Source organism: Mycobacterium sp. 1245801.1 (genome assembly GCF_001673055.1).
GTDB lineage: Bacteria > Actinomycetota > Actinomycetes > Mycobacteriales > Mycobacteriaceae > Mycobacterium > Mycobacterium europaeum_A.
Genome location: NZ_LZKY01000153.1, coordinates 1 through 25,557, shown reverse-complemented (window position 1 = coordinate 25,557; position 25,557 = coordinate 1). Strand labels below are relative to the sequence as shown.

The 25,557-nt window shown below is 70.5% G+C and carries 24 protein-coding genes and 1 tRNA gene; 16 read left to right on the top strand and 9 right to left on the bottom strand.

Annotation, left to right across the window (positions count from 1 at the left end; genetic code table 11):
- Nucleotides 1–4: 4 nt before the first annotated feature.
- Nucleotides 5–763 (top strand): oxidoreductase, encoded by a 759-nt coding sequence (locus A5622_RS09405; protein WP_066867614.1) that lies wholly within the window; start codon nt 5–7, stop codon nt 761–763.
- 435 nt (nt 764–1,198) lie between these two features.
- Here the strand turns inward: A5622_RS09405 and A5622_RS09400 are convergent, their stop codons facing one another.
- On the bottom strand, nt 1,199–2,056 hold the full coding sequence (locus A5622_RS09400) for an HAD-IB family hydrolase (RefSeq protein WP_066878077.1): 858 nt from the start codon (nt 2,054–2,056) through the stop codon (nt 1,199–1,201).
- 439 nt (nt 2,057–2,495) lie between these two features.
- Between A5622_RS09400 and ssd the strand changes: the two genes are divergently transcribed.
- From ssd to A5622_RS09365, 7 genes are read left to right on the top strand one after another with little or no spacing between them, the layout of a single operon-like run.
- Complete coding sequence (gene ssd, locus A5622_RS09395; protein WP_066878075.1) at nt 2,496–3,590, top strand: septum site-determining protein Ssd; 1,095 nt, start codon at nt 2,496–2,498, stop codon at nt 3,588–3,590.
- A complete protein-coding gene (locus A5622_RS09390; RefSeq protein ID WP_066878073.1) occupies nt 3,587–4,750 on the top strand; it encodes a TadA family conjugal transfer-associated ATPase in 1,164 nt (387 codons plus the stop codon). The genes ssd and A5622_RS09390 overlap by 4 nt, the downstream gene beginning before the upstream one ends.
- Nucleotides 4,747–5,544 carry a type II secretion system F family protein gene (locus A5622_RS09385; protein ID WP_066878104.1) on the top strand — a complete coding sequence of 266 codons (798 nt, stop codon included), beginning with the start codon at nt 4,747–4,749 and terminating at the stop codon, nt 5,542–5,544. The genes A5622_RS09390 and A5622_RS09385 overlap by 4 nt, the downstream gene beginning before the upstream one ends.
- 19 nt (nt 5,545–5,563) lie before the next feature.
- Nucleotides 5,564–6,157, top strand: coding sequence for a type II secretion system F family protein (locus tag A5622_RS09380; protein ID WP_197499354.1), 594 nt, complete (start codon nt 5,564–5,566; stop codon nt 6,155–6,157).
- Nucleotides 6,158–6,175: 18 nt separating this feature from the next.
- The gene (locus tag A5622_RS09375; protein ID WP_066867734.1) at nt 6,176–6,376 is read left to right on the top strand and encodes a DUF4244 domain-containing protein; all 201 of its coding nucleotides are present in this window, start codon (nt 6,176–6,178) and stop codon (nt 6,374–6,376) included.
- Entirely contained in the window at nt 6,373–6,702 is a 330-nt protein-coding gene (locus A5622_RS29055) for a TadE family type IV pilus minor pilin (protein WP_197498239.1), read from the top strand. The genes A5622_RS09375 and A5622_RS29055 overlap by 4 nt, the downstream gene beginning before the upstream one ends.
- Nucleotides 6,671–7,036 carry an Rv3654c family TadE-like protein gene (locus A5622_RS09365; RefSeq protein WP_369829230.1) on the top strand — a complete coding sequence of 122 codons (366 nt, stop codon included), beginning with the start codon at nt 6,671–6,673 and terminating at the stop codon, nt 7,034–7,036. Before A5622_RS29055 ends, A5622_RS09365 begins: the two co-directional genes overlap by 32 nt.
- Here the strand turns inward: A5622_RS09365 and A5622_RS09360 are convergent.
- Together A5622_RS09360 and A5622_RS09355 are read right to left on the bottom strand one after the other, a co-directional pair.
- Nucleotides 7,033–8,070 carry a PAS domain-containing protein gene (locus A5622_RS09360; protein ID WP_066867597.1) on the bottom strand — a complete coding sequence of 346 codons (1,038 nt, stop codon included), beginning with the start codon at nt 8,068–8,070 and terminating at the stop codon, nt 7,033–7,035. The two genes, A5622_RS09365 and A5622_RS09360, sit on opposite strands and share 4 nt — an antisense overlap.
- Nucleotides 8,071–8,141: 71 nt before the next feature.
- Nucleotides 8,142–10,493: a DEAD/DEAH box helicase gene (locus tag A5622_RS09355; RefSeq protein ID WP_066878071.1), complete on the bottom strand. Its 2,352-nt coding sequence runs from the start codon at nt 10,491–10,493 to the stop codon at nt 8,142–8,144.
- A 284-nt stretch (nt 10,494–10,777) separates the two neighbouring features.
- Here A5622_RS09355 and cspA point away from each other — a divergent pair, with 284 nt between their 5' ends.
- From cspA to topA, 3 genes are all read left to right on the top strand, one after another.
- A complete protein-coding gene (cspA, locus tag A5622_RS09350; RefSeq protein WP_007166602.1) occupies nt 10,778–10,981 on the top strand; it encodes a cold shock protein CspA in 204 nt (67 codons plus the stop codon).
- 168 nt (nt 10,982–11,149) lie between these two features.
- Complete coding sequence (locus A5622_RS09345) at nt 11,150–11,749, top strand: hypothetical protein (protein ID WP_066878069.1); 600 nt, start codon at nt 11,150–11,152, stop codon at nt 11,747–11,749.
- A gap of 203 nt (nt 11,750–11,952) precedes the next feature.
- On the top strand, nt 11,953–14,763 hold the full coding sequence (topA, locus tag A5622_RS09340) for a type I DNA topoisomerase (RefSeq protein WP_066878067.1): 2,811 nt from the start codon (nt 11,953–11,955) through the stop codon (nt 14,761–14,763).
- A gap of 9 nt (nt 14,764–14,772) precedes the next feature.
- On the opposite strand, the gene A5622_RS09335 is transcribed toward topA, so the two are convergent.
- Complete coding sequence (locus A5622_RS09335) at nt 14,773–16,347, bottom strand: adenylate/guanylate cyclase domain-containing protein (RefSeq protein WP_231998023.1); 1,575 nt, start codon at nt 16,345–16,347, stop codon at nt 14,773–14,775.
- 208 nt (nt 16,348–16,555) lie between these two features.
- Between A5622_RS09335 and A5622_RS09330 the strand changes: the two genes are divergently transcribed.
- On the top strand, nt 16,556–17,779 hold the full coding sequence (locus tag A5622_RS09330) for a DNA polymerase III subunit delta' (protein WP_066878065.1): 1,224 nt from the start codon (nt 16,556–16,558) through the stop codon (nt 17,777–17,779).
- Nucleotides 17,780–17,841: 62 nt separating this feature from the next.
- Nucleotides 17,842–17,917 (top strand) — tRNA-Thr (locus A5622_RS09325).
- Between the two features lie 18 nt (nt 17,918–17,935).
- On the opposite strand, the gene A5622_RS09320 is transcribed toward A5622_RS09325, so the two are convergent.
- Nucleotides 17,936–19,753: a hypothetical protein gene (locus tag A5622_RS09320; RefSeq protein WP_156752902.1), complete on the bottom strand. Its 1,818-nt coding sequence runs from the start codon at nt 19,751–19,753 to the stop codon at nt 17,936–17,938.
- Here A5622_RS09320 and A5622_RS09315 point away from each other — a divergent pair.
- Nucleotides 19,719–20,663, top strand: a complete 945-nt coding sequence (locus A5622_RS09315) for an NAD-dependent epimerase/dehydratase family protein (RefSeq protein WP_156749032.1) — start codon at nt 19,719–19,721, stop codon at nt 20,661–20,663. The genes A5622_RS09320 and A5622_RS09315 overlap by 35 nt on opposite strands.
- Here the strand turns inward: A5622_RS09315 and A5622_RS09310 are convergent.
- The 3 genes from A5622_RS09310 to A5622_RS09300 are packed head-to-tail and all read right to left on the bottom strand — an operon-like array spanning nt 20,660 to nt 23,000.
- On the bottom strand, nt 20,660–21,001 hold the full coding sequence (locus A5622_RS09310) for a DUF2304 domain-containing protein (protein WP_066867579.1): 342 nt from the start codon (nt 20,999–21,001) through the stop codon (nt 20,660–20,662). The two genes, A5622_RS09315 and A5622_RS09310, sit on opposite strands and share 4 nt — an antisense overlap.
- Entirely contained in the window at nt 20,998–21,696 is a 699-nt protein-coding gene (locus A5622_RS09305) for a glycosyltransferase family 2 protein (RefSeq protein ID WP_066878063.1), read from the bottom strand. The genes A5622_RS09310 and A5622_RS09305 overlap by 4 nt, the downstream gene beginning before the upstream one ends.
- 35 nt (nt 21,697–21,731) lie before the next feature.
- Nucleotides 21,732–23,000 carry a hypothetical protein gene (locus tag A5622_RS09300; RefSeq protein ID WP_066878061.1) on the bottom strand — a complete coding sequence of 423 codons (1,269 nt, stop codon included), beginning with the start codon at nt 22,998–23,000 and terminating at the stop codon, nt 21,732–21,734.
- 128 nt (nt 23,001–23,128) lie between these two features.
- Between A5622_RS09300 and A5622_RS09295 the strand changes: the two genes are divergently transcribed.
- On the top strand, nt 23,129–24,244 hold the full coding sequence (locus A5622_RS09295; RefSeq protein ID WP_066878059.1) for a DUF475 domain-containing protein: 1,116 nt from the start codon (nt 23,129–23,131) through the stop codon (nt 24,242–24,244).
- On the opposite strand, the gene A5622_RS09290 is transcribed toward A5622_RS09295, so the two are convergent.
- Entirely contained in the window at nt 24,225–24,713 is a 489-nt protein-coding gene (locus A5622_RS09290; RefSeq protein WP_066878057.1) for an inorganic diphosphatase, read from the bottom strand. The two genes, A5622_RS09295 and A5622_RS09290, sit on opposite strands and share 20 nt — an antisense overlap.
- Nucleotides 24,714–24,821: 108 nt before the next feature.
- On the opposite strand from A5622_RS09290, the gene dacB reads away from it, so the two are divergent.
- Nucleotides 24,822–25,557, top strand: a 736-nt coding sequence (dacB, locus tag A5622_RS09285; protein ID WP_156752901.1) for a D-alanyl-D-alanine carboxypeptidase/D-alanyl-D-alanine-endopeptidase, incomplete at its 3' end; no start/stop codon positions are given.

Here is a 25,557-nt window from a genome sequence, read left to right as displayed (position 1 = left end):
GGTTGTGACAGCAGATCCGCTGGCCCCCCTGATGGACCTGCCCGGCGTCGCCGAGGCCAGTGACCGCGCCCGCGAAGCGTTGGGCCGTGCCCACCGGCACCGCGCCAACCTGCGCGGTTGGCCGGTGACCGCCGCCGAGGCGGCGCTGCGGGCCGCGCGCGCGTCGTCGGTGTTGGACGGCGGCCCCGTCCGGCTGGAGGACCTCGCCGACGCGGGGCAGATCAGCGACCCGGTGTTCGCGGGGGCGCTTCGGGTGGCCCAGGCGCTCGAGGGTGGCGAAGGGCCCGTCGTCGCCATCTGGCGGCGGGCGCCGCTGCAGGCGCTGGCCCGCCTGCACGTGCTGGCCGCGGCCGAGCAGGTCGACGACGAGCGGCTGGGCCGCCCGCGCACCGATGCCGGGGTGGGGCCGCGACTGGAGTTGTTGGCCGAGTTGGTGAACGGGCGCACCCAGGTGCCGGCGCCGGTGCTGGCCGCGGTCGCCCACGGCGAGCTGCTGACGCTGAAGCCGTTCGGCAGCTCCGACGGTGTGGTGGCCCGCGCGGTGTCGAGGTTGGTGACCATCGCCAGCGGGCTGGACCCGCACGGGCTGGGCGTGCCCGAGGTCAGCTGGATGCGTCAGCCCGCCGCGTATCGCGACGCCGCGCAAGGATTCGCCGACGGCACGCCCGAGGGGGTGGGGGCGTGGCTGGTGCTGTGTTGCCGGGCGATGAAAGCCGGTGCGCAGGAGGCGGTGTCGATCGCCGACGCGATGTCGAACAAGTAGCTGAACCGGTTGCCGACGCCGGGAAAACGGGCACAAAAAGGTAGAGCGGGCGACGTTCCGAATGTTCGGTCCGCCGCCCGCTAGCACGGGGCTCGGTTACCAAGCGTGCATCTCGGGGCTGCGTGGGTTGGCCTCGGCGATCTCGCGACGCTTATGGTTGCAACCCCACCCAAAGGGCCGTCGATACCTTCCGCATTTTCGCAATTTCGCAGGCCCGCAACACTTCTGCCATCTTCGCGGCTATGACTCCGCGTGGGTGCCGAGCACCGTGCTGGGCGCCCGGGTCGGGAGAACGAACCTTCTCTTCCGGCTCGACCTTGGCCTTACCGGGCTTCCGTGGTTCCTTTGTACTACTAGACCCCTAGCACAGCAAGGCCCAATTGCGAAGGAAATCCCATGGCGACAGGCGCACGTTTGCTGGGTCGCTAAAACGCGCTAAAAGGCGTAGCGGCGCAACAACGAATACGTCACCGCGCCGGCGGCCAGCGCGCTGATGCCCACCGCGGCCGTCGTGGCGATAGCGGCACCGGAGGGCGCGGGGATGCGGTCACGCAACGACACCGGCCGGGAGAACGAGATCACCGGCCAACCGCGCTCCACGGCCTCCCTGCGCAACCCGCGGTCGGGATTGACCACGCTGGGATGGCCGACGGCCTCGAGCATCGGCAGGTCGGTGATCGAGTCGGAATAGGCGTAGCAGTGCTCTAGCGGGTAGCCCTCGCGCGCGGCCAGCTCGCGGATCGCCTGGACCTTGCCCTCGCCGTAGCAGTAGAACGCGATCTCGCCGGTGTACCGACCGTCCTCGACGACCATCCGGGTCGCCATCGCGTGGGTGGCGCCGAGCGCGCGGGCGATGGGCGCGACGATTTCTTCCCCGGAGGCCGACACCACCACGACGTCGCGCCCGCACAACTTGTGGGCCGCGATCAGGTCGGCGGCTTCGGCGAAGACCAGCGGAGTCACGATGTCGTGCAGCGTCTCGTTGACGATCGACTTGACCTGTTCGACGTCCCAGCCGGTGCACATGTTGGTCATGTGGGCGCGCATCCGATCCATCTGGTCATGATCAGCACCGGAGAGCAGATAGATGAACTGCGCGTAGCTCGACTTGAGCACGGCGCGGCGGTTGAGCAGGCCCTGGTTGAAAAACGGTTTGCTGAACGCCAGGGTGCTGGACTTGGCGATGATCGTCTTGTCCAGGTCGAAGAAGGCCGCCGTGCGGGCATGAGAAGCGGTGGTTGACGCCGAATGATCCGAGGCCGACTGCTCCGCGGTGGGGTCGAAGACGGTCACGGAACCAGCATAGGTCGGGGGTCCGGCAAGGCCGCCATCCCGCACCGGAAATGGCCGCTCAGGGGGTTCGGGACGCGGGCGAAGCGGTGTTTACGCGGCTCAAGCTGGTTTTCCAGAAAATGATCTCTTGCGTTACTCCGGCTTGTCATGTGTATAGTAAGCATTACTCGGCCTTGAGCCGAGGGTGTATCAGCCCGACCCCCCGGGGCTGATGCACGACGACCCTCGCCTCCTCCCCCCCTGGCGGGGGTCGTCCCTTTTCTACGGTCAGTTTTCTCGCTTCGCGGCGTCGGGCTCGGCTCTGCGTGCGTTGCGGGAAAGCGCGTGCGTCGTCGCTGGCGGCATGGCCCCGCGACGCGTTTGTGCACACTCGCGTCTCTATCCACAAATCCCCGTTTGGGACTGTTGTGCCAAGGTCACGGCCCCGCACAGTGGTCGGATGACCAGCGTCTCCGGAGCGGCCGATTCGGCGGGAGTGTTGGCGGTACTGGCGGACCCCGACCTGCGCGCCGAGTTGGATCGGGTGGCCGCGGCCGCCGGCGTTCGCGTGGTGCACGCCGGCGACGCGTCTCCGGTCAGCCGCAAGACGTGGGCCGCGGCCGCGGCCGTCGTGCTGGACGCGGGGGCGGCCGCTCGCTGCGCGCGATGGGCGCTGCCGCGTCGCGATTACGTGATGGTGCTGACCCCGGCCGAACCCGACACGGCGACGTGGGCGGCCGCCGTCGGGGTCGGGGCCGCGCACGTGTTGCGGCTACCCGGGCAGGAAGCGGAGTTGGTCGGCGCGCTGGCCGACGCCGCCGAATCCACGCGCGACGACGGGTCGCGTGGCCACGCGGTCGCCGTGATCGGCGGCTGCGGTGGGGCGGGTGCCTCCTCGCTGGCGGTCGCCCTGGCCCGGACCGCCGGCGAGGCGCTGCTGGTGGACCTCGACCCGTGGGGTGGCGGCCTGGATTTGTTGCTGGGCAGCGAGACCACTCCGGGGTTGCGCTGGCCGGACGTCGCGTTGCAGGGCGGGCGGCTCACCTGGTCGGCGGTGCGTGATGCGCTGCCACGCCACCGCGGAGTCAGCGTGCTGTCGGGCACTCGCCGCGGCTACGAGCTGGAGGCCGCGCCGGTGCACGCCGTCGTCGACGCCGGCCGGCGTGGGTCGGTCAGCGTCATCTGCGACCTTCCCCGTCGTCTCAGCGACGCGACCCAAGCGGCGCTGAGCGCGGCCGACCTGGTGGTCGTCGTGACCCGCTGTGACGTGCGCGCGTGCGCGGCGACCGGGGCGCTGGCCCCGGTGCTGGCGTCCGTCAACCCCAACGTCGGCCTGGTGGTGCGGGGCCCGTCGCCGGGAGGACTGCGGGCGGCCGAGATCGCCGATCTCGCCGGAGTGCCGTTGCTGGCCGCGGTCAAAGCGCAGCCGCAACTCGCCGAACAGGCCGACCGCAGTGGCCTGCGGCTGGGGCGACGCTCACCGCTCGCCGCGGCGGCCGGCCAGGTGCTCGGCGTGCTGCCGGCGGCCGGCGTGCCGAAGGGCAAGGCGGCGTGAGCGGTTCGCTGATCGACCGCGTCCGTGAGCGACTGGCCGGCGAGCCCGGCCCGCTCGGACCGGCGGTGGTGGCCGCGGCCATCCGGGCCGAGTCCGGCGGGATGCTCGGAGACACCGAAGTGTTGGCCAATCTGCGGGTGTTGCAGACCGAGCTCACCGGTGCCGGCATCCTCGATCCGCTGCTCTGCGCCGACGGGACGACCGACGTCCTGGTCACCGCCCCGGATGCGGTGTGGGTTGACGACGGCACCGGCCTGCGGCGCACCGAGATTCGCTTCCCCGACGACGCGGCGGTGCGGCGGTTGGCGCAGCGGCTGGCGTTGGCCGCCGGCCGCCGCCTGGACGACGCGCAGCCCTGGGTGGACGGCGAATTGACCGGCGTCGGCGCCGGCGGGTTCGCGGTGCGGCTGCACGCCGTGCTGCCGCCGGTGGCGGCCGGGGGCACCTGCATTTCGCTGCGTGTCCTGCGGCCGGCCAGCCAGGATTTGGCGGCGCTGATCGCCGCCGGGGCGATCGAGCCGCCGGCGGCCGCGCTGGTCACCGACATCATCGACGCCCGGCTGGCGTTCCTGGTCAGCGGTGGCACCGGCGCCGGCAAGACGACACTGCTCGCCGCGATGCTGGGCGCGGTGTCGCCGGCCGAACGGATCGTCTGCGTCGAGGACGCCTCGGAGCTCGCGCCGCGGCACCCCCATCTGGTGAAGTTGGTCGCACGCTGCGCCAACATCGAAGGCGTCGGCGAGGTACCGGTCCGCCAGCTGGTCCGGCAGGCGCTGCGGATGCGGCCCGACCGCATCGTGGTCGGCGAGGTCAGGGGTGCCGAAGTGGTGGACCTGCTGGCCGCGCTGAACACCGGCCATGACGGCGGCGCGGGCACCGTGCACGCCAACAAGCCCGGTGAGGTTCCCGCCCGGCTCGAGGCATTGGGCGCGCTCGGCGGCCTGGACCGGGCCGCGCTGCACAGCCAGCTCGCCGCCGCCGTGCAGGTGCTGCTGCACGTCGAGCGCGGCCCCGCCGGGCGGCGGCGACTCGGCGAAATCGCTGCGCTGCAACAAGATCAGGGCCAGGTGCGGGCGGTCACCGTTTGGCATGCGGACCGGGGCATGACCGATGCCGCCCCGCAGCTGCAGCGCCTGGTGTGCAGCCGGATGCCGGCATGAACGGCCCAGCCGCGGGTGCGCTACTGCTGTCGCTGGCGCTCGTCGTCGCCGGGCCCTCGCCGCGACGGCGACTGTCGACGTCCCGGCACCGGCAGCTCCCGGCGGCCTGGCTTCGTGCGGCGGGCTGCGCCGCCGCGGGTATCGGCTGCGCCGTCGCCATCGCGCTGCCGCCGACCACCGTGCTGTGCAGCGCGGTCGTCGGGGCGACCGCGCTGCTGCGGTATCGGCGCCGCCGGCGCATCCGGCGCGCGACGGCCGAGGGCCGCGCGCTGCAGACCGCGCTCGAGGTGCTCGTCGGTGAATTGCGGGCCGGCTCGCATCCGGTGCGTGCGTTCCGCGTCGCCGCCGACGACACCGCCGGCGCGGTTGCGGTTTCGCTGCGTTCGGTGGCGGCGCGCGCCCGCCTGGGCGCCGACGTCGCGGCCGGTCTGGTCGCGGCGGGCCGCGCCTCGGCGCTGCCCGGCCATTGGGAGCGGCTCGCACTGTGCTGGCGGTTGGCCAGCGACAACGGGTTGGGCATCGCCACCCTGATGCGCGCCGCTCAACGCGATATCGCTGAGCGGCAACGGTTCTCGGACCGGGTGACCTCGAGCATGGCCGGTGCCCGCGCGACCGCGGCGATACTGGCCGCGCTGCCCGCGCTCGGCGTGCTGTTGGGCCAGCTGATCGGGGCCGAGCCGCTGGGCTTCCTGCTGGGCGGGCGCGCGGGCGGCTGGTTGTTGCTCATCGGCTCGACGCTGGTCTGCGTGGGTCTGCTGTGGTCGGACCGCATCGCCGATCGGGTGGCGTCGTGAACCGATCGGGTGGCGGCGCATGAATCTGGCGGCGGTGCTGCTGGCGGCGGCGCTGTGGATCGGACCCGGGCCAACCCTGGTGCGCGGTCGCGCCGGAGTGCCGCTGCGCGGCGGTCGGCTGCGGCGAAGCACCGGGTCGCCGCGCGGCCCGGATCCGCTGGCCGTCGCTTCCTGTCTGGACGTGCTGGCCGTGTGCCTGGCAGCGGGCATGGCGGTGTCGAGCGCCGCGGCCGCCGCCGCCCCGTCGGCGCCGCCGAATCTGGCCAGGGTGCTGCGCCGCGCCGCCGCTCTGCTGGCGCTCGGCGCCGATCCCGCTGTCGCATGGTCCGTTCCGTCCGGCGCGCAGGATGCGACCGACCCGCAGATCGATGCGCTGCTGCGGTTGGCCCGACGTTCGGCGTCCTCGGGTGCGGCGCTGGCCGGTGGCGTCGCCGAGTTGGCCGAGGACTCTCGCCACGGCGCCGCGCACGCGGCGAGTGCGGCTGCCGAGCGGGCCGGCGTACTGATCGCCGGACCGTTGGGCCTGTGCTTTTTGCCGGCGTTCGTCTGCCTGGGCATCGTCCCGGTGGTGGCCGGTCTGGCCGGTCAGGTTCTGCAATCGGGTCTGCTATGAAAAGAGAGGAAGTCATTGATACTCAACCTGTTTCGCGAAATCTCCGCGCGGCTGGCCGTGCTGGCCGCCGACGAGTCGGGCATGTCGACGGTCGAATACGCCATCGGCACCATCGCGGCGGCCGCGTTCGGCGCCGTGCTGTACACCGTCGTCACCGGCGATTCCATCGTCTCGGCGCTGACCAACATCATCGGTCGCGCGCTCAACACCAAGGTCTGACCGGAAGTGCCGGTGCCAGCACGGTCGAGGCGGCACTGGGCATCGCCGCCCTGGTTGTGGTGCTGGTGCTGTGCCTGGCCGGTGTCACCGCGGTGTCGATGCAGGTTCGTTGCATCGACGCCGCCCGCGAGGCCGCCCGGTTGGCGGCCCGTGGCGACGAACGCTCCGCCGCGGCTGCCGCTCGTCGGCTCGCGCCGGCCGGTGCGCGAGTGGACCTGCGCCGCGACGGGGAATTCCTGGTGGTCACGGTCGTCGCTCATTCGAAGGTGTTGCCCGCCATCGACATTGCGGCCAGTGCGGTCTCGGCGGCCGAGCCGTCGCGGTGATCGAGGCTCGGCCACGCTGGTCGCGGCCTGGATGATCGTGGTGTTGCTGACGGCGACCGGCGCGGGTGTGTACCTGGGCTCGGCGGTGGTGGCCCGCCACCGCGCGCAGGCGGTGGCCGACCTGGCCGCCTTGGCCGCGGCGGCAAGGCTGAGCTCGGGAGCGGACACGGCGTGCGCGGGCGCCAGCGTGCTGGCCCACCGGATGCGGGTCGACGACATCGGCTGTGTGGTCGACGGTCTCGATGTCGTCGTCACTGCGCGGGTGGCGGTCGCGCTCGGCGGCGCGGCGAAGGCCGCCGCACGGGCGGGGCCCGCGGCCGGGGGATCCGACTAGGGCGCGGCGTCCGGCGTCGGCGACAATCCCGCGGAGGCCAGCTCGTCGTCGGTGGGCAGTCGCAGGGAGACCAGTCCGGCGTAGGTATCCGGTTCCAGTTCCACCCGGTTGACGGTGACGTGCACCGGCACCCAATCCCCGTCGTGCCCGGGCATCCGCAACACCCGGCTGGTGGCACCGCCGCTGAATTCCCTTGTCATGGTGGACATCAGGTCCTGGTCGTCGGGGTGCACCCGGGGCTTGCCCGTCTCGCTGCTGCGCCAGTCGTAGAAGGTGCAGGGCTCGTCGAGCCATTTCAGCAGCGACCAGGTGTTGAGATCGATCAGCGCGCGGTGCACCCCGGCCTGGGCCAGGCCGCTGAGGATTCGCTGCGCGAGATCGTCGGTCGACACCTCCGGGCCCTTGAGTTCGGATTGCCAGTTGATGGCCCTCGCCACTAAATGCTCCCGGCCGTCGGGCCCCGGTTCCAGAACCGTGCGCGCGACAAAACCGATCCGGATCGACTCTCCCCGCCAGTCGGTGAGATCCCAGGTGCTGCACAGGGTTTGGTCCGGCTTGGCTTTGACCGCCATGGCCAGGACTTTGGTTTCGTTCGGGTTGAGTTCCCGCGACGGCAGGTCCTCGGCGAACGCCCTGCCGAAGGTGACCTCGACCTCGGGGTTCTTGCCGCTGTTGATCAGCGATTCGCGGGTATCGGTGGCCACGCCGAGCGTCAGGTCCCATTTCAACGGCCCCGGGACCGGCCGCTCGGGTGGTTCGGCGTCGGCGGGGCCGGTCCAGACATGCACGCCGTGGATGAATCCGTCCGACATCACCACCGGTTCGGTGCGAATGATGCGGTCTCGCTTGGGCGTGATGCTGGTCAGCGCCTGGCCGGTCTGCACCGACTCCGCGATCGCGGTGCGCACCGCGGCCAGATAGGGACTTCGGCGCAGGAACGTGGTGATGGGGACGAGATTCTTGAGTTGGCGGCCCTGCGCCACAACGGTGGGATCACCCCCGAGTGTCTCCACGAGCAACCAGTCGTGGGCCATGCGGCCGATTTTACGGTGAGGGCATGGATCAGTGGGAGTGCGGGCTTCGCCACATCACCCGGGGGCGGTCGTCACCCGCCGGGCTCGCCCTTCCGTGGCCCCCGCGCCAGTTCCGCGAGAACCAGCTTCAGCACCAGCACCGCGCCCGCCTTGTCGAGGGGGTCGTTGCCGTTGCCGCACTTGGGGGACTGCACACACGACGGGCATCCCCTGGGGCACTCGCACGCCTCGATGGCGGCGGCCGTTGCGCCCAGCCAGGTGCGGGCCTGGCGAAAGCCCCGTTCGGCGAAACCCGCGCCGCCGGGATAGCCGTCGTAGACGAAGACGCTGGGCAGGCCAAGGGGATCGGGCCCGACGGCCGTGGACAGGCCGCCGATGTCGCCGCGATCGCAACTGGCCACCAGCGGCAGCAACCCGATCGCCGCGTGTTCGGCGGCGTGCAAGGCGCCCGGGATCCGGATCGCCTCAATACCGTTGCGCTGCAACGCATCTTCGGTGATGGTGTACATCGCCGCCATGGTGGCCAAGGTGTGCTCCGGCATGTCGAGTTCGATGAAATCGATCACCTCCCCGGAGAGCCGGCGGCGCAGATACCCCACCACCTGGTGGGTGACGCGCACCGGCACCAGGCCCAGGGCGACCGGCCCGTACGTCAGGCGCTCGCCGGCGCCGGTGACGGCGATGTCGGTGATCTCCCGTGCGTACGTCGCGTAACCGGGGTCCTCGGCGTGCACGAACGCGATGCCTTCCTCGGTGTCCAGCGAGTCGACCACGTAGCTGTCGCCCTGGTGCAGGTACACCGCGCCGGGGTGGACGGTGGCCGGCGCCCGACCCGTGTCGGCGCTGCCCAGCAACCTTCCGGTGTCGGCCTCCAGGATGACGATCTGGCCGCCCGCCGAGCCCCGGATGTCCACCGCGCCATGAGGTTCCAGGCCGGGCACCGGAAAGTACTTTCCGCTGCGCCGGCGCAGCAGCCCGTCATCGACCAGGCCGTCGGCCACCTCGGTGGCGCCGAGGGTGCGCACCTCGGCCTCGTCCAGCGGAAGTTCGGTTGCCGCGCACAGCAGCTGCGGACCCAGGATGTACGGATTGCCCGGGTCGATCACGACCCGTTCGACCGGCTTGTCCAGCAGCGCCGCGGGGTTGTGCACCAGATAGGTATCCAGCGGATCGTCCCGGGCGACGAGCACCACCAGCGCACCCTGGCCGCGCCGCCCGGACCGGCCGGCCTGCTGCCAGAACGAGGCGACCGTGCCGGGGAAACCGGCCAGCACCACCGCGTCGAGGCCGGCGATGTCCACGCCCAGCTCCAGCGCGTTGGTGGTGGCCAGCCCCCGCAGCCGGCCCTCGGCCAGCGCGCGCTCCAGCGCGGTGCGGTCCTCGGCAAGGTAGCCGGCCCGATACGACGCGACCGTGCGGGACAGCTCCGGAGCGATGTCGTCCAGCCTCGCCTGCGCGCCGAGCGCGGTCAGTTCCGCTGCGCGGCGGGACCGCACGAACGTCAGCGTCTGAGCGCCCTCGGCGATCAGGTCGGCCATCACCCGCGCCGCCTCGGCACCGGCGGACCGACGCACCGGCGCCCCGTTCTCGCCGGTCAGGTCGGCCCGCAGCGCGGGCTCCCACAACGCCACGGTCCTGGCGCCCTGCGGTGACCCGTCCTCGGTGACCTCCTCGACCGGCAGCCCGATCAGCTCGGCGGCCGTCGCGCCCGGCGAATCCGTTGTGGCGCTGGCGAAGATAACCGTCGGTGACGACGAATAGCGGGCACACAACCGCAGCAGGCGGCGCAGCACCATCGCCACGTTCGAGCCGAATACCCCACGGTAGTAATGGCATTCGTCGACCACCACGAACCGCAGGCCACGCAGCAGGACGGCCCAGCGGGCGTGGTTGCGCAAGATCGACAAGTGGATCATGTCGGGGTTGGAGAACAACCACCGCGAGCGTTCCCGCGCGAAGCGGCGGACCTCCGTCGGGCTGTCACCGTCGTACGCGGTGGGGGCGACCCCGAAACCGGGATCGTGCAACCGTGGAACCGCCGCCGTCAGCGCGTGCGCGGCGCGCAATTGGTCGTGGCCCAACGCTTTTGTCGGTGACAGGTAGAGCACCCGGGCGCGCGGATCGGTCGCCAGCGCGTTGAGCACCGGAAGCTGGTAGGCCAGTGACTTTCCCGAGGCGGTACCGGTGCTGAGCACGACATGACGGCCCGAGTACGCCAGGTCGGCGGCCGCGAACTGATGCGACCACGGTGATTTGATCCCGCGTTCGGCGAACGCGCCGATGACGTCGGACTCGGCCCAGTCCGGCCAATCGTGCGGCCGGCCGCTGCGCGCCGGCAGTTCGGCGACGTGACGCAGCGGATGTTCGTCGGCCGCGGTTCCGGCGAGTGCGGCGGCCAGCAGTTCGCTGCCGAAACTCGCCATCTCACTTCCTCCGGGATCCGATTGTGAAATCGGCCTGCGAATCGGCCTTCGAATCGGCGGATGACACAAGTCTGTCGCCGACGCGATGAACATGGTTGACTATTTGCGGTCGCAGCTTCTGTGTTCGTGTCAAACTTTCGCAGGATCGACGTTGCGGCCGCGGTTCCTGCGAGGTTAATCGGTCGGGTGAAGTTCCGGCGACTCAGCGAGGTATGGCGGTCGTACCAGGCCCGGGGCATCGAAAAGCGATGCCCCGCACCCAGAAGAAAAGGAAAGATCGAGAGATGCCACAGGGAACTGTGAAGTGGTTCAATGCGGAGAAGGGCTTCGGGTTCATCGCCCCTGAAGACGGTTCCGCGGATGTGTTTGTCCACTACACGGAGATCCAGGGTTCGGGCTTCCGCACCCTCGAAGAGAACCAGAAGGTCGAGTTCGAGATCGGCCATAGCCCTAAGGGCCCCCAGGCCACCGGAGTCCGCTCCGTCTAAACGAGAGCAGACCTGAACGGATACCCCCCGTGCAGACCCGCCCAAAGCGGGTTCAGCCGGGGGGTTTCCTCTTTTACTGCGGCAACCAGGCGTGCATGCCCGTCGACGCCCCGCGGCGCGCCGGTTGCCTCAAGACGCGGGCGGGCCCCCTGGCCTACTGTCGGTGGCGTGAGCCAGCTTTCCTTCTTTACAGCGGAGTCGGTGCCGCCTGCGGTCGCCGATCTTTCCGGGGTGCTGGCGGCGTCCGGGCAGATCGTCACCGTCGGTGCCACCGGTGAAAACGCCGTTGCGGGTGCTCGGCTGTCGGTGGTCGTGGACCAGCCCTGGCGGGCCTCGGCGCTGGCCGAGATGATCCGGGAGGCGGGCCTGGTCGCCGAGATCGGCCGTACCGACGAGGACACCCCGTTGGTACGCACCGCCGTGGACCCCTCGCTGAGCACGCTGGCCGCCGAATGGACGCGCGGGGCGGTCAAGACCGTGCCGCCGCGCTGGCTGCCCGGCCCGCGCGAGCTGCGGGCGTGGACGCTGGCGGCCGGAAACCCGGAGGGCGAGCATTACCTGCTGGCATTGGACCCGCACGCGCCGGACACGCACTCGCCGCTGGCGTCGGCGTTGATGCGCGTGGGGATCGCGCCCACCCTGATCGGCACCCGCGGCGGGCGCCCGGCGTTGCGGATCAGCGGACGCCGCAGGCTATCGCGCCTGGTAGAAAACGTGGGGGAACCGCCCGACGGCGCCGACGCGTCCGCCCGCTGGCCGCGCGTCTAGCCGGCGGATGGCGGCCGAAATTCCGCCGTTTTCGCGAAGGTCAGTTTGCGCAGGCCCGCCCAAGGGTGCGAAATTGTCAGGTGCCGCAGGGCGAAGGAACGGTCGCGTACCTGAATTTCACCGGAATTTTCGATGCCGACCTGTCATTCTTCCTGCAGGTGGTCTCGCAGGGGGGACCAATCACGGATGGAGCGTAAGGGCAGTTGGCTGACCCGAAACTAAAGGACACCAGTAGCGGCGGGAATGGCAGCCGCCGGCGACTCGTGATTGTCGAGTCGCCCACCAAGGCGCGCAAACTGGCCGGCTACCTGGGCTCCAGGTACATCGTCGAGTCCTCGCGCGGCCACATCCGCGACCTGCCCCGGGCCGCCGCCGACGTGCCGGCGAAGTTCAAGTCGGAGCCCTGGGCCCGCCTCGGGGTCAACGTCGACGCGGACTTCGAACCGCTGTACATCATCAGCCCCGAGAAGAAGAGCACGGTCACCGAACTCAAGGGCCTGCTCAAGGAGGTCGACGAGCTCTACCTGGCCACGGATGGTGACCGCGAGGGCGAAGCCATCGCCTGGCACCTGCTGGAAACCCTCAAGCCGAACATCCCGGTCAAGCGGATGGTGTTCCACGAGATCACCGAGCCGGCCATCCTCGAGGCCGCCGAAAACCCGCGCGACCTGGACATCGATCTGGTCGACGCGCAGGAAACCCGGCGCATCCTGGACCGGCTGTACGGCTACGAGGTCAGCCCCGTGCTGTGGAAGAAGGTCGCGCCCAAGCTGTCGGCGGGCCGGGTCCAGTCGGTGGCCACCCGGATCATCGTGCAGCGCGAACGCGACCGCATGGCGTTCCGCAGCGCCTCCTACTGGGACATCGTGGCCCAGCTGGACGCGAGCGTGTCCGACCCGCAGGCCTCGCCGCCCACCTTCACCGCCCGCCTGACCGGCGTCGACGGCCTGCGCGTGGCCTCCGGCCGCGACTTCGACTCGCTGGGTCAGCTGCGCAAAGCCGACGAGGTGACCGTTCTTGACAAGGCGAGCGCCACGCAGCTGGCCGCGGGCCTGCGCGGGGCGCAGCTGTCCGTCGCGTCGGTGGAGGAGAAGCCCTACACGCGGCGCCCCTACGCGCCGTTCATGACCTCGACGCTGCAGCAGGAGGCCGGCCGCAAGTTGCGGTTCTCCTCCGAGCGCACCATGAGCATCGCCCAGCGGCTCTACGAAAACGGCTACATCACCTATATGCGTACCGACTCCACCACGCTGTCGGAGTCCGCGATCAACGCCGCCCGCACGCAGGCCCGCCAGCTCTACGGCGCGGAATACGTGTCCCCGTCGCCGCGGCAGTACACGCGCAAGGTCAAGAACGCCCAGGAGGCGCACGAGGCGATCCGCCCCGCGGGCGAGACCTTCGCGACCCCGGACGCGGTGCGCCGCGAGCTCGACGGCGACGAATTCCGCATCTACGAGCTGATCTGGCAGCGCACGGTGGCCTCGCAGATGGCCGACGCCCGCGGCACCACGCTGAGCCTGCGGATCAACGGTCAGTCGGCGGGCCGCGACGTCACGTTCTCGGCCAGCGGTCGCACCATCACCTTCGCGGGTTTCCTGAAGGCCTATGTGGAGACGGTGGACGAATTGGCCGGCGGCGAGGCCGACGACGCCGAGAGCCGGCTGCCGCAGCTGACCAAGGGCCAGCGGCTGGACGCCATCGAACTCACCCCCGACGGCCACGCCACCAATCCCCCGGCGCGTTACACCGAGGCGTCACTGGTCAAGGCGCTCGAAGAGCTGGGCATCGGCCGCCCGTCGACGTACTCGTCGATCATCAAGACCATCCAGGACCGCGGCTACGTGCACAAGAAGGGCAGCGCCCTGGTGCCGTCCTGGGTGGCGTTCGCCGTAACCGGTTTGCTGGAACAGCATTTCGGCCGCCTGGTCGATTACGACTTCACCGCGGCGATGGAAGACGAGCTCGACGCGATCGCCTCGGGGCAGGAGCGACGCACCGACTGGCTCAACAACTTCTACTTCGGCGGCGAGCACGGGGTGGCCGACTCGGTGGCCCGCTCCGGCGGCCTGAAGAAGCTCGTCGGCGTCAACCTGGAAGGCATCGACGCCCGAGAAGTCAACTCCATCAGGCTATTTGATGACGAACAGGGCCGGCCGGTCTACGTCCGGGTGGGCAAGAACGGGCCTTACCTGGAACGCATGGTGACCGGTGATGACGGCGAGCCCAAGCCGCAGCGGGCCAACCTCAACGACTCGCTGACCCCCGACGAGCTCACGCTGGAGGTGGCCGAGCAGCTGTTCGCCACGCCGCAGGAGGGCCGCGTGCTGGGGGTGGACCCGGAAACCGGACACGAGATCGTCGCCAAGGACGGCCGGTACGGCCCTTACGTTTCCGAGGTCCTGCCGGAGCCGCCGCCCGACGACGACGGCAGCGCCGCGCCGGCCAAGAAGGGCAAGAAGCCGACCGGCCCCAAGCCCCGCACCGGTTCGCTGCTGCGCACGATGGACCTGCAGACGGTCACGCTCGAGGACGCGCTGCGGCTGCTGTCGCTGCCGCGCGTGGTCGGTGTGGACCCCGCCACCGGCGAGGAGATCACCGCGCAGAACGGCCGGTATGGCCCATACCTCAAGCGCGGCACCGATTCTCGCTCGCTGGCGACCGAGGAGCAGATGTTCGACATCACCCTCGAGGAAGCGCTGAAGATCTACGCCGAGCCCAAGCGCCGCGGCCGACAGGGTGCCGCCGCGCCCCCGCTGCGTGAGCTGGGCGCCGATCCGGCGACGGGCAAGCCGATGGTGATCAAGGACGGCCGGTTCGGTCCGTACGTCACCGACGGTGAGACCAACGCCAGCCTGCGCAAGGGTGACGACGTCGCATCGATCACCGACGAGCGCGCCGCCGAACTGCTGGCCGATCGCCGGGCTCGTGGCCCGGCCAAGCGTCCGGCCAAGAAGACGACCCGCAAAGCGCCGGCCAAGAAGGCGCCGGCGAAGAAGGCCGCCAAGCGCAGCTGAGCCCGGCTCTCAGTAGCCCGGGCCGATGGCCTCGCCGGACATCTCCTCGGTCCGCGGCCGGGTGGGCGCGGGGTCGGTCGTTCCGGCCAGGTGCACCGGGCGTGCCAGCTGGGTGGGCGCGCGGCGGCCGCGCAGCTCGACCACCTCGCCGACGTCCCAGCACAGGGCCTCGGCGTCCAGCGCGCCGCTGACCGCGATCGCCGACGCGAGCACGTGGCCGGGCTCGAGCTTGGCCAGTTCGGTCAGCCGGGCGGCCTCGTTGACCGGGTCGCCGATCACCGTGTACTCGAAGCGGGCCTGCGCGCCGATGTGACCGGCGATGGCCCGCCCGGAGGACACCCCGATGCCGAACTCCGCCGAACCGATCACCGGCAGCAGCGCGTCGTGCAATTCCCGGGCCGCGGCCAGCGCTCCGCCGGGCGAGTCGGGGTGTTCGATCGGCGCGCCGAAGATGGCCAGCGCGGCGTCACCCTGGAACTTGTTGACGAAACCGCCATGCTTGCCAACGGTTTCCACCACCACCCGGAAGAACTCGTTGAGCAGGTGGACGACCTCGGCGGGTGGCCGGGTGGAGGCCAGCTGGGTGGACCCGACCAGGTCGACGAACAGCACCGCGACGTCGCGCTCCTGGCCGCCCAGCTCGGTGCCGCGCTCCAGCGCCCGGCGGGCCACGTCCTCACCGACATAGCGGCCGAACAGGTCCCGCAGCCGCTGCCGCTCGGACAGGTCGCGCACCATGTCGTTGAAGCCCGCCTGCAGCAGGCCGAGCTCGCTGGCGTCGTAGATCTGCATGTGCGCGTTGTAGTTTCCGCGCTGCACTTCGGAAAGCGCCCAGCGCAGCTGGCGCAGCGGGTCGGCGATCGACATGGCCACCAGCAGCGTGCTGACTCCGCCGATGCCCAGCGCCGCCACCGCCAGCAACAGGATGGGGGTGAACAGCTTCTCCGGTGTGGCGTGCAGCAGCGAGGTCTTGTCGGCCACCACCGCCAACACGATCGCCAGCACCGGCACGGCGGTGGACAGCATCCACGTCAGGATCTGGCGCAGGATGACGCCGGGCGCCTTGACGTTTTCGGGCACCCCGCTGCGCAGGGCGGCCACCGCCACGGGCCGCAGCACCCGTTCGGACTGCAGGTAGCCGATGATCGAGGTGGCCGCGGCGCCCAGCCCGGTGGCCACCGCCACCACGGGCGCGGCGTATCGCGCCACCGACCAGCTGGCGATGATGAACACCACGCTGCCGATGGCCCAGGCCACGATGCTGATCAGGGTGCGGTAGAACGGCATTCGCAGCGCGCGGCTGCGGGCCAGTTCGGTGGCGGCGGGGTCGGCCTCGGCGAGCATGTTGTCGCGGCGCTGCCACCGGAACACGGGCAGCAGCAGCCGCAGCGTGACGGCCAAACCGGTGAGGAACACGACGACCAGCGCGGTGGCGAAGATCGCCACGTTCAGCACCGGCAGGTCCTGTAACTGGATGCGGTCCTCGGGCGGCAGCGCGTAGCGCAGGAAGCCGAGCACGAACAGGGCGCCGATGATGTCGGCCTGCAGCATGCTGAGCGAGAACAGCGGCCACGGCGTGCGCATCACCCAGCGGACGAATGCGCTGATCCGCCCCGGTAGTGCCGCCGCCGTAGTCACTTACCCACCGTATCGGGCGGCGGCGACGTCTCGGAAACTTAATAGCGATCTCGGCAGGTCGCCCGCGATGCCCAACCGGCGCCGAAGATAACGGAATGGTCGCGGTACGGTGGCCGTTCGGTATCTGTCGGCACCGCCACTACTGTTACCGGTGATGTCCGGGGTGTTTACGCGGCTGGTAGGCCAGGACGCGGTGACGGCCGAGCTGCTGGCCGCCGCCCGAGCCGCCCGTGGTGACGCCGACCACAGTGGGTCTGGCGCCGGGACTATGACACACGCGTGGCTGATCACCGGCCCGCCGGGCTCCGGGCGCTCGGTGGCGGCGCTGTGCTTCGCGGCCGCCCTGCAATGCACGTCGGCCTCTGACGACGGCGAGCCGGGCTGTGGGCGCTGCCACGCGTGCACGACGACCATGGCCGGCACCCACGCCGACGTGCGGCGGGTGATCCCCGAGGGCCTGTCCATCGGCGTCGACGAGATGCGCGCGATCGTGCAGATCGCGTCGCGGCGCCCGGCCACCGGGCACTGGCAAATCGTGGTGATCGAAGATGCCGACCGGCTGACCGAGGGCGCCGCCAACGCCCTGCTGAAGGTGGTCGAGGAACCGCCGCCGTCGACGGTGTTCCTGCTGTGCGCGCCGTCGGTGGATCCCGAGGACATCGCGATCACGTTGCGTTCCCGGTGCCGGCATGTGGCGCTGGTGACGCCCTCGGCCGAGGCGATCGCGCGGGTGCTGGTCGACAGCGACGGCCTGACCCCCGACACGGCGAACTGGGCGGCGTCGGTCAGCGGCGGGCACGTGGGCCGGGCGCGACGGCTGGCCACCGATCCCGAGGCCCGGGCGCGCCGGGAGCGGTCGTTGACGCTGGTGCGCGACGCCGCGACCCCGTCGCGGGCCTACGCCGCAGCCGAGGAGCTGGTGGCGGCGGCCGAGGCCGAGGCCGTTGTGCTGACCGCCGACCGCGCCGAGGCCGAGACCGAAGAGCTGCGCACGGCCCTGGGCGCGGGCGGCACCGGCAAGGGCACCGCGGGCGCCATGCGCGGCGCGGCCGGGGCGATGAAGGACCTTGAGCGACGCCAGAAGTCGCGTCAGACCCGGGCCTCGCGCGATGCGCTGGACCGCGCGCTGATCGACCTGGCGACCTACTTCCGCGACGCGCTGATGGCCTCCGCCCTGCAAGGGGGAGCCGCGGTGCGGGCCAACCACCCGGACATGGCCGAGCGGGTGGCCGCGCTGGCCGCCCACGCCCCGCCCGCGCGGCTGCTGCGCTGCATCGAAGCGGTGCTGGAGTGCCGCGAGGCGCTGGCGATCAACGTCAAGCCCAAGTTCGCCGTCGACGCCATGGTCGCCACCATCGGCCAGCAACTGCGCGACTAACCGCCTGGCTTGGGTCTGCCCGCCCGCCTGCCGTAGACTCGTGCCGCCCGGCGTGCGGGTATGCCGCCTTAGCTCAGTCGGTAGAGCGATTCACTCGTAATGAATAGGTCGGGGGTTCGATTCCCCCAGGCGGCTCCATCTTTTCACCCGACGCGTTCACGCCGGCGCGACGAACCCCACCGGGCCCGACGCGAGGCACAACGCCAGCGCGGTCGTGTTGGCGCGCACCGTGATCGCGTCGCCGGCGCCCGGCAGCCGCGCGAAGACCCGGTTGAGTCCGGGATGCACCGGCACCTTGACCTCGGGACCCTGCGTCATCGACAACGTCATCGAGCCGTCGCTGTTGGCCAGGTAGTTCAGTTCGACCGTCCAGTCGGCGGGCAGCAGCGGGCCGTCGAGGGCCAGGCGCGCCGGGCGGTCCGGCTGGGCGAAGTAACCGCACTGGGGCATCGGCCCGGGCGCGATGGTCCGGACCCAGGTCACCCGCGCCTTGATCAGCCGCCCCGAGGGGTCGAACATGCGCAATTGTGTTGTGGCCGGCGCGAATTCGGGCCTGTCCCGCAGCAGGGCGAACAGGTGGCTGGCCAGATTCTCCGGCGCGGCCACCCGCTGCAACACGAACGGGTCGACCTCCTGATCCAGCAGCGGCGCGTCCGAGGCCGCGTGGGCCGCGGCCAGCGACGCCCGGGCGTTGCGCAGATAGGGCTGGGCCGGGTTGTCGCGCCAGCTGGTCAGGAACGTGGCCGTCGAGTACAGGCTGCTGGCCACGAACAGCACCGCCAAAACCGCGACCGCCGCGGCGCGTTTCGGTGAAGCGTCGAGCCAGCGCGGCCCGGCCTGCCGGTTGGGCGCGCACAACGCCACCGCGGCCAGCAGCGCCAGCACCACGACCAGATCGGGCAGGTAGCGCAGCGTCTGCGCCAGCTCGAGCGCGGTTTGCTTCGACGACCGCATCAAATAGATCGGCACCTGGCAGGCCACGGCGTAGCCGACGGCGATCGCCCACACCGGCCCGATGCGCTCCTTGCGCACCAGCGACACCGCCAGCGTCGCGGCCAGCACCAGCCACCCCAGCGCCATCACCGACGGCGGGGGCGTGGCCCAGGGCGAGGCGGGCGCCCAACGGTCCCAGTGCCACGGCCCGCCGGCCAGCCCCGGCACGATGCCGTGCGTGATCGACCGCGCCAGCAGCCGGCCCGTCATCGACAGGTCCGAACTCCACCGCTGCTGATTAACCACGGCCAGATAGAGCGCGATCCAGGCGGCGGTGAGCGCCAGCGCGGCGATCCACAAGCGCAGGCCGGCCCGCCACACCGTCGCCACCGCCGATCCCAGGCTGCGATCGCCGGTCACGTGGCCCAGCAGCGCGGCCACCGCGAACGCGACGAACGGGATCACCGCGGCCTTCTCGAAGAACAACAGCCCACCGAGGTAGACCAGCACGCCGGTCACCGCGTAGCGCTGTTTGCCGGTGCGCACCAGTGCGACGGCGTCGGCGCTCACCCAGGCCAGCGCGGCCAGCATCGGCAACGAATTCAGCGCGGCCGCCCACCACGCGAAGCCGGGCACCGCCAACGGGATGGACAACCCGAACGTCAACGGGATCAGCAGCACCGGCCGCCAGCCCAAGATGACGTGCAGCGCGCGCAACAACGCCAGCGAGGCCAGCAGTTGCAGCACCAGCAGGCTGACCGCCGGCCAGGTCCAGTCCAGTGGCGCGAGCCGGATGATGGTGCCCGCGAGCAGAAATGCCCCGGGCATGACGTGCCCGTCGTGGTCGTCGAACAGGTACGACGGCGCCAGCAGGTGGTGGGTGCCGGCCTTGCCGATGAGGATCAGGTCGTCCCAGTAGAAGTAGCCGCCGAAGGCCAGCACCGCGCGCACGGCCAGCTGCACCGCGATGAGCGCGACCGCCACGACCGCTATGTATGGTGGGCCGGTGCGTGCACTGGTTACCGGGGCAGCCGGATTCATCGGCTCGACGCTAGTCGACCGTCTGTTAGCCGACGGTCATGCGGTGGTGGGGCTGGACAACTTCGCCTCGGGCCGCGCGACCAACCTCGAGCATCTGGCCGACAACCCGGCCCACGTCTTCGTCGAGGCCGACATCGTGACCGCCGACCTGCAGGCAATCCTCGACGAGCACCGCCCGGAGGTGGTGTTCCACCTGGCGGCCCAGATCGACGTGCGGCACTCGGTGGCCGACCCGCAGTTCGACGCGTCGGTCAACGTGATCGGCACCGTGCGCCTGGCCGAGGCCGCTCGCCGGGCGCAGGTGCGCAAGATCGTGCACACCTCCTCGGGCGGGTCCATCTACGGCATCCCGCCGCGCTACCCGACTCCCGAGAGCGTGCCGACCGACCCGGCGTCGCCGTATGCCGCGGGTAAGGTGGCGGGCGAGATCTACCTGAACACCTTCCGGCACCTCTACGGCCTGGACTGCTCGCACATCGCGCCGGCCAATGTCTATGGGCCGCGCCAGGATCCGCACGGTGAGGCCGGGGTGGTGGCGATCTTCGCCCAGGCGCTGCTATCGGGCAAGCCCACCAAGGTTTTCGGCGACGGCGGCAACACCCGCGACTACGTCTTCGTCGACGACGTCGTGGACGCCTTCGTCAAGGCCTCCGGTGACGCCGGCGGCGGGCAGCGCTTCAACGTCGGCACCGGCATCGAAACCTCAGACCGCCAACTGCATTCGGCGGTGGCGGCCGCCGTCGGGGCGCCCGACGACCCGGAGTTCGCGCCGCCGCGGCTGGGTGACCTCAAGCGGTCCTGCCTCGACATCGCTTCTGCCGCAGAGGTTTTGGGGTGGAAGCCGAAGGTCGAGCTGTCCGACGGGGTGGCCCGCACGGTGGAGTACTTCCGCCGGGCGCAGGCCCGCTAGGTCGTTTCGGGAGCCTGCGCGGATTCCAGAGCCACCGCACGGGCCAGCCGCGCGTAGCGCAGCTCCAAGTCCTTGAACCGCATGTACGTGCTGAGCGTGGTGAAGCAGAACGCCATGATCAGCGCGTAGAGCATCAGGTCGGTGCCGCGGCGCACCCCGAACCACTGGGCCACCACCGTGGTGTCGTCGGGGCGCAGCACCGCATAGATGCCGCCCAGCACGAACACCACGTAGCCGACCTTCACCCAGGCCTTTGACCGCGAATTACGCCGCGAGCGCAGCAGATAGACCAGCAGCGCGACGATCGACCCGATCAGCAGCACCTGAATCCAGTTCATGGAGTCCTCCCTCGCAGGAATCCGTCGAAAATGATGTTGACACCGTTGAGCAGGGGCTGCCCCTTGGACCTCGAGTACTCGGTGTAGAGCACCTCGATCGGCTCTTCGGCGACGCGCCAATGGTTTTCGTCGATCAGCATGACGAATTCGTTGGCGTGGCTCATGCCGCTCATGGTGATGTCCAGCCCGTCGGCGACCTTCTTGTTGAACACCCGCAGCCCGTTGTTGGTGTCGGTCAGGCCAAGTCGGCGGCCGCGCCGGCTCAGCCGCGCGGCGGTCTGCAGCACGATCCGTTTCACCAGCGGCGGCCGGGCCCCCTGCTGCGTGCCGAACCGGGTGCCGATCACGACGTCGACGTCCCCGGCGCGCAACCGGTCGACCATGGTCGCCAGGTCCTTGACGCGGTGCTGGCCGTCGGCATCGAACGTGGCGAAGATCTGGGCGCCCGGCTGCCTGCGGGCGTACTCCACGCCGGTCTGGATGGCCGCGCCCTGCCCGAGGTTGATCGGGTGGCGCACCAGGTGAGCCCCGGCCCGCCGGGCGATCTCACCGGTGTCGTCGGCGCTGCCGTCGTCCACGCAGACGACGTTGTCGAATACCGAGCGCACATCGGCCACCACCTCGCCGATGACAGCTGCTTCGTTGAAGGCGGGAATGACGACCCAGACGACCGAATAATGCGTTTCAGTACCCATCTAAGCCCACAAGGTACACGCTGGTGCAGGCCGAATCAGCCGGTAGAGCGCGCGGCGCGCGACAGCGCCACCAGATGGACGCCGATGCCCACCACCGGGCCGCACAGCAACCCGACCACGGTCCGGGTCTGCAGGGACAACGGCAGCAACAGCAGCAGCCCCGAGGCGACCGTGGCGCTCACCCAGCCCAGCGAGTAGGCCCGGTGCAGCGCGGCGGCCACCGCCGCAGCCCCGGTCAGCGTCAGCATGGCGATCGCCACCGCCGCCGCGGTCAGCCACGCCAGCAGCGCGCTGCTGGCGTGGTACTGCGGCCCGAAGGCCACCCGCAACAGCCAGGGGCCCAGCACGCCCGCGGCGGCCACGCCGACCGCGCCGATCGCCCCGACGATCGCGGCCGGGGCGAGCAGCGCGCGAATCCGATCGCTGCGCTCGTCGACGAAATGCGCAATCAGGTTGCCCTGCATGGCCGTCAGCGGAACCAGCAGCGGCGCGCGGGTCAGCGTGACGGCCAGGATGATCACCCCGCCCTGCGCGCCGAGCTCGGCGCTGGTCAGCTTCAGCAGCACCGGAAATCCCATCACCAGGATGGCGCTGGCGCCGGCCGCGGTGATCGAATGTGCCGCTCCCCGTAGGAAGGTCGCCGTCCCGCCCGGGGTGAGCAGCCGGGCGGTGGCCCTGGTGGCCGGCGAGGCCACCAGCAAGATCAGCCAGGCGACCGCCCCCGCCACCGTCGCCCACAGGAAGCCGACCAACCGCCACCCGAGCGCCACGGTGGCCGTGGCCACCGCCACCCGGATGACGGCGTCGGTCACCATCAGCGCGCCGTAGCGGGTCCACTGGTTGGTGCCGGCCAGCATGCCCAGCAGGGTGGCGTGCACGCAGAATCCGGCGAGGCCGACCGACAGCAGCGCCACCGACAGCAGCCGCGCCTCGACGAACACCCGCCCGCTCCACAACGGCGAACTGCCGGCGATCACGACGGCCGCGGCCACGCCCACCAGCATGGCGACCCGCATCGGGTGGGTGCGCGGTTCGCCGGGCACCGGCAGCGCGGCCAGGTCGCTGACATAGGGGGTGGAGCGGACCTCGCGGGTGGTCTCCTGCAGCAGGCCATTGGCGGCGCCGGTGACCAGCCCGAACGCCCCCCAGAACACCCCGAATATCGAAAAGCCGCTCGGCGCCAGGTCACGAGCGGCCAGGTAGATCACCGCGTAACCGCACAGCGCGGTCACGGCGGTGGCGGTGCCGACCCTGGCCATGCTGCCGCGCGCCACCGGCCCCTGCGAGGCGCTGATCTCGGTCATCGGGGCGGCGGCGCTTTCGGCCGACTGCCCCGATTTTTCGCCACAATTTGAAAATTCTATGCGGCCCGCAGTGGACGCCGGCCGCGACGATCCGGTTGGCTAGTGTGGGCGGCGGCCGGAAAGGATCCATGTCCGCTTTGCGCACCTTCGGGGTCTCGCTGTTGGTCACCGCGGCGGCACTCGGCCTCGGATACGCCTACGGCGGCTTCAAGGGTCTTTACCTGCTGCTGGTGCTGGCCGCCCTCGAGGTGTCGTTGTCGTTCGACAACGCGGTCATCAACGCCTCGATCCTGAAGCGGATGAGCCGCTTCTGGCAGCGGATGTTCCTGACCATCGGGATCCTCGTCGCCGTGTTCGGCATGCGGCTGCTCTTCCCGCTGCTCATCGTGTGGGCGACCGCTGGCCTGGATCCGGTGCGGGCGATGTCGTTGGCGCTGCATCCACCGCCGCACGGCGCGCTGGAGTTCGCGGACGGGTCGCCCAGCTACGAAAAGCTCGTCATCGCGGCTCACCCGCAGATCGCGGCGTTCGGCGGAATCTTCCTGTTGATGCTGTTCCTGGATTTCCTGTTTTATGACCGAGACCTCAAGTGGCTCAAATGGATTGAGATCCCGTTCGCACGCATCGGCCGGCTGGGGCAGGTGTCGCTGGTGGTCACCGGACTGGCGCTGGTCACGGTGGGCACGCGGCTGACGCACTCGGCGGACGAGGCGGCGACGGTGCTGACCGCCGGGCTGCTGGGCATGGTGACCTACCTGGTGGTGAACGGATTGAGCCGAGCCTTTCGGCCGTCCGACCCCGAGGCCGGCACCGCCCCCAGCCCCGCGACCGGCTGGGCCGGCCTCACGCTGTTCCTCTACCTGGAAGTCCTCGACGCCGCCTTCTCATTCGACGGTGTCACCGGGGCGTTCGCCATCACCTCGGACCCCGTCGTCATCGCGCTCGGGCTGGGCCTGGTGGGCTCGATGTTCGTCCGGTCGATCACCATCTACCTGGTTCGTCAGGAAGCGCTGGGCCGGTACGTGTACCTGGAACACGGCGCGCACTGGGCGATCGGGGCGCTGGCGGTGATCATGCTGGCCTCGATCGAGCCGCGGTTCGAGATCCCCGAGGCGATCACCGGCTCGGTCGGGGTGGTGTTCATCGCGGCCGCGCTGGGCTGGAGCATCCTGCGCAATCGGCGCGTCGCCAGCGCCCAGCGTGATCAGTGCGCGCCTCCGCGCGTCAGTGCCCCTGGTCCTTGAACCGCTCGATCGAGCGCTGAATCTCCGCCTCGGCGTCCTCGCGGCCGACCCAGTCCGCGGCCTTGACGAACTTGCCCGGCTCCAGGTCCTTGTAGTGCACGAAGAAGTGCTTGATCACGTCCAGCTCGAACTCGGGAACGTCGCCGATGTCCTGGATGTGGTCCCAGCGGTGGTCGCCGGCCGGCACGCACAAAACCTTGTCGTCGCCGCCCTTTTCGTCGGTCATCCGGAACATCCCCACCGGGCGGGCCTCCACGATCACGCCGGGGAACACCGACTGCGGCAGCAGCACCATCGCGTCCAACGGGTCGCCGTCCTCGCCGAGGGTGTCCTCGATGAAGCCGTAGTCGGTCGGGTAGGCCATCGCGGTGTAGAGGTAGCGGTCCAGACGTAGCCGACCGGTCTCGTGGTCGACCTCGTACTTGTTCCGCTGGCCTTTTTGAATCTCGATGGTCACGTCGAATTCCACCGCGTCGGCTCCTTGTCTGATTAGGCAGGCCAATTTTGCTCTGCTACACCCTAGTCGAGCGCCTCGGCGCCGATTCGGCAGAATGGGTCGCAGACAGTCAGGAGAGTCATGGCCCGTACTCGCTGGCAAAAATCCACCCCAGTGTTCATCGGGTTGGGCGTGCTGGCGTTTGTCGTCGCCGTCGTGGTGGCGGCAGCGTTTTTCACCACGGCCGGGCACGGCGCCAACAGCGCGCATGCCCTGATCCCGCCGCCGCACGCGCCGACGGTGAAGCCGGGCATGGTCCCGGTGAGCGACACCGCCGAGCTGCCCAGCGGACCCGGTGTGGCCGCCATGCTGGCGCCGGTGGCGGGCGACCCCAACCTGGGCCGCCTCGGCGGCCGGGTCACCGACGCCATCACCGGGAAAGAGCTGTGGCAGGTGGCCGACGACCTGCCGCTGGTGCCCGCGTCCACCAATAAGGTGCTCACGGCGGCCGCGGCGTTGCTGACGCTGGACCGCCAGGCGCGGATCAGCACCCGGGTGGTGGCGGGCAGCCAGAACGCCCAGGGCCCCGTCGTGCTGGTGGGAGCGGGCGATCCGGCGTTATCGGCGGCGCCGCCCGACGTGCCCACCTGGTACCGGGGATCGGCGCGGATCAGCGACCTCGTCGAGCAGATCCGGCGCAGCGGCGTGACGCCGACCGCGGTGCAGGTGGACACCTCGGCGTTCAGCGGGCCGACGATGGCGCAGGGTTGGGACCTCGCCGACGTCGACAACGGCGACATCGCGCCGATCGAGTCGGTGATGATCGACGCCGGACGCATCCAGCCGAGCACGGTCAACTCGCGGCGGTCCCGCACCC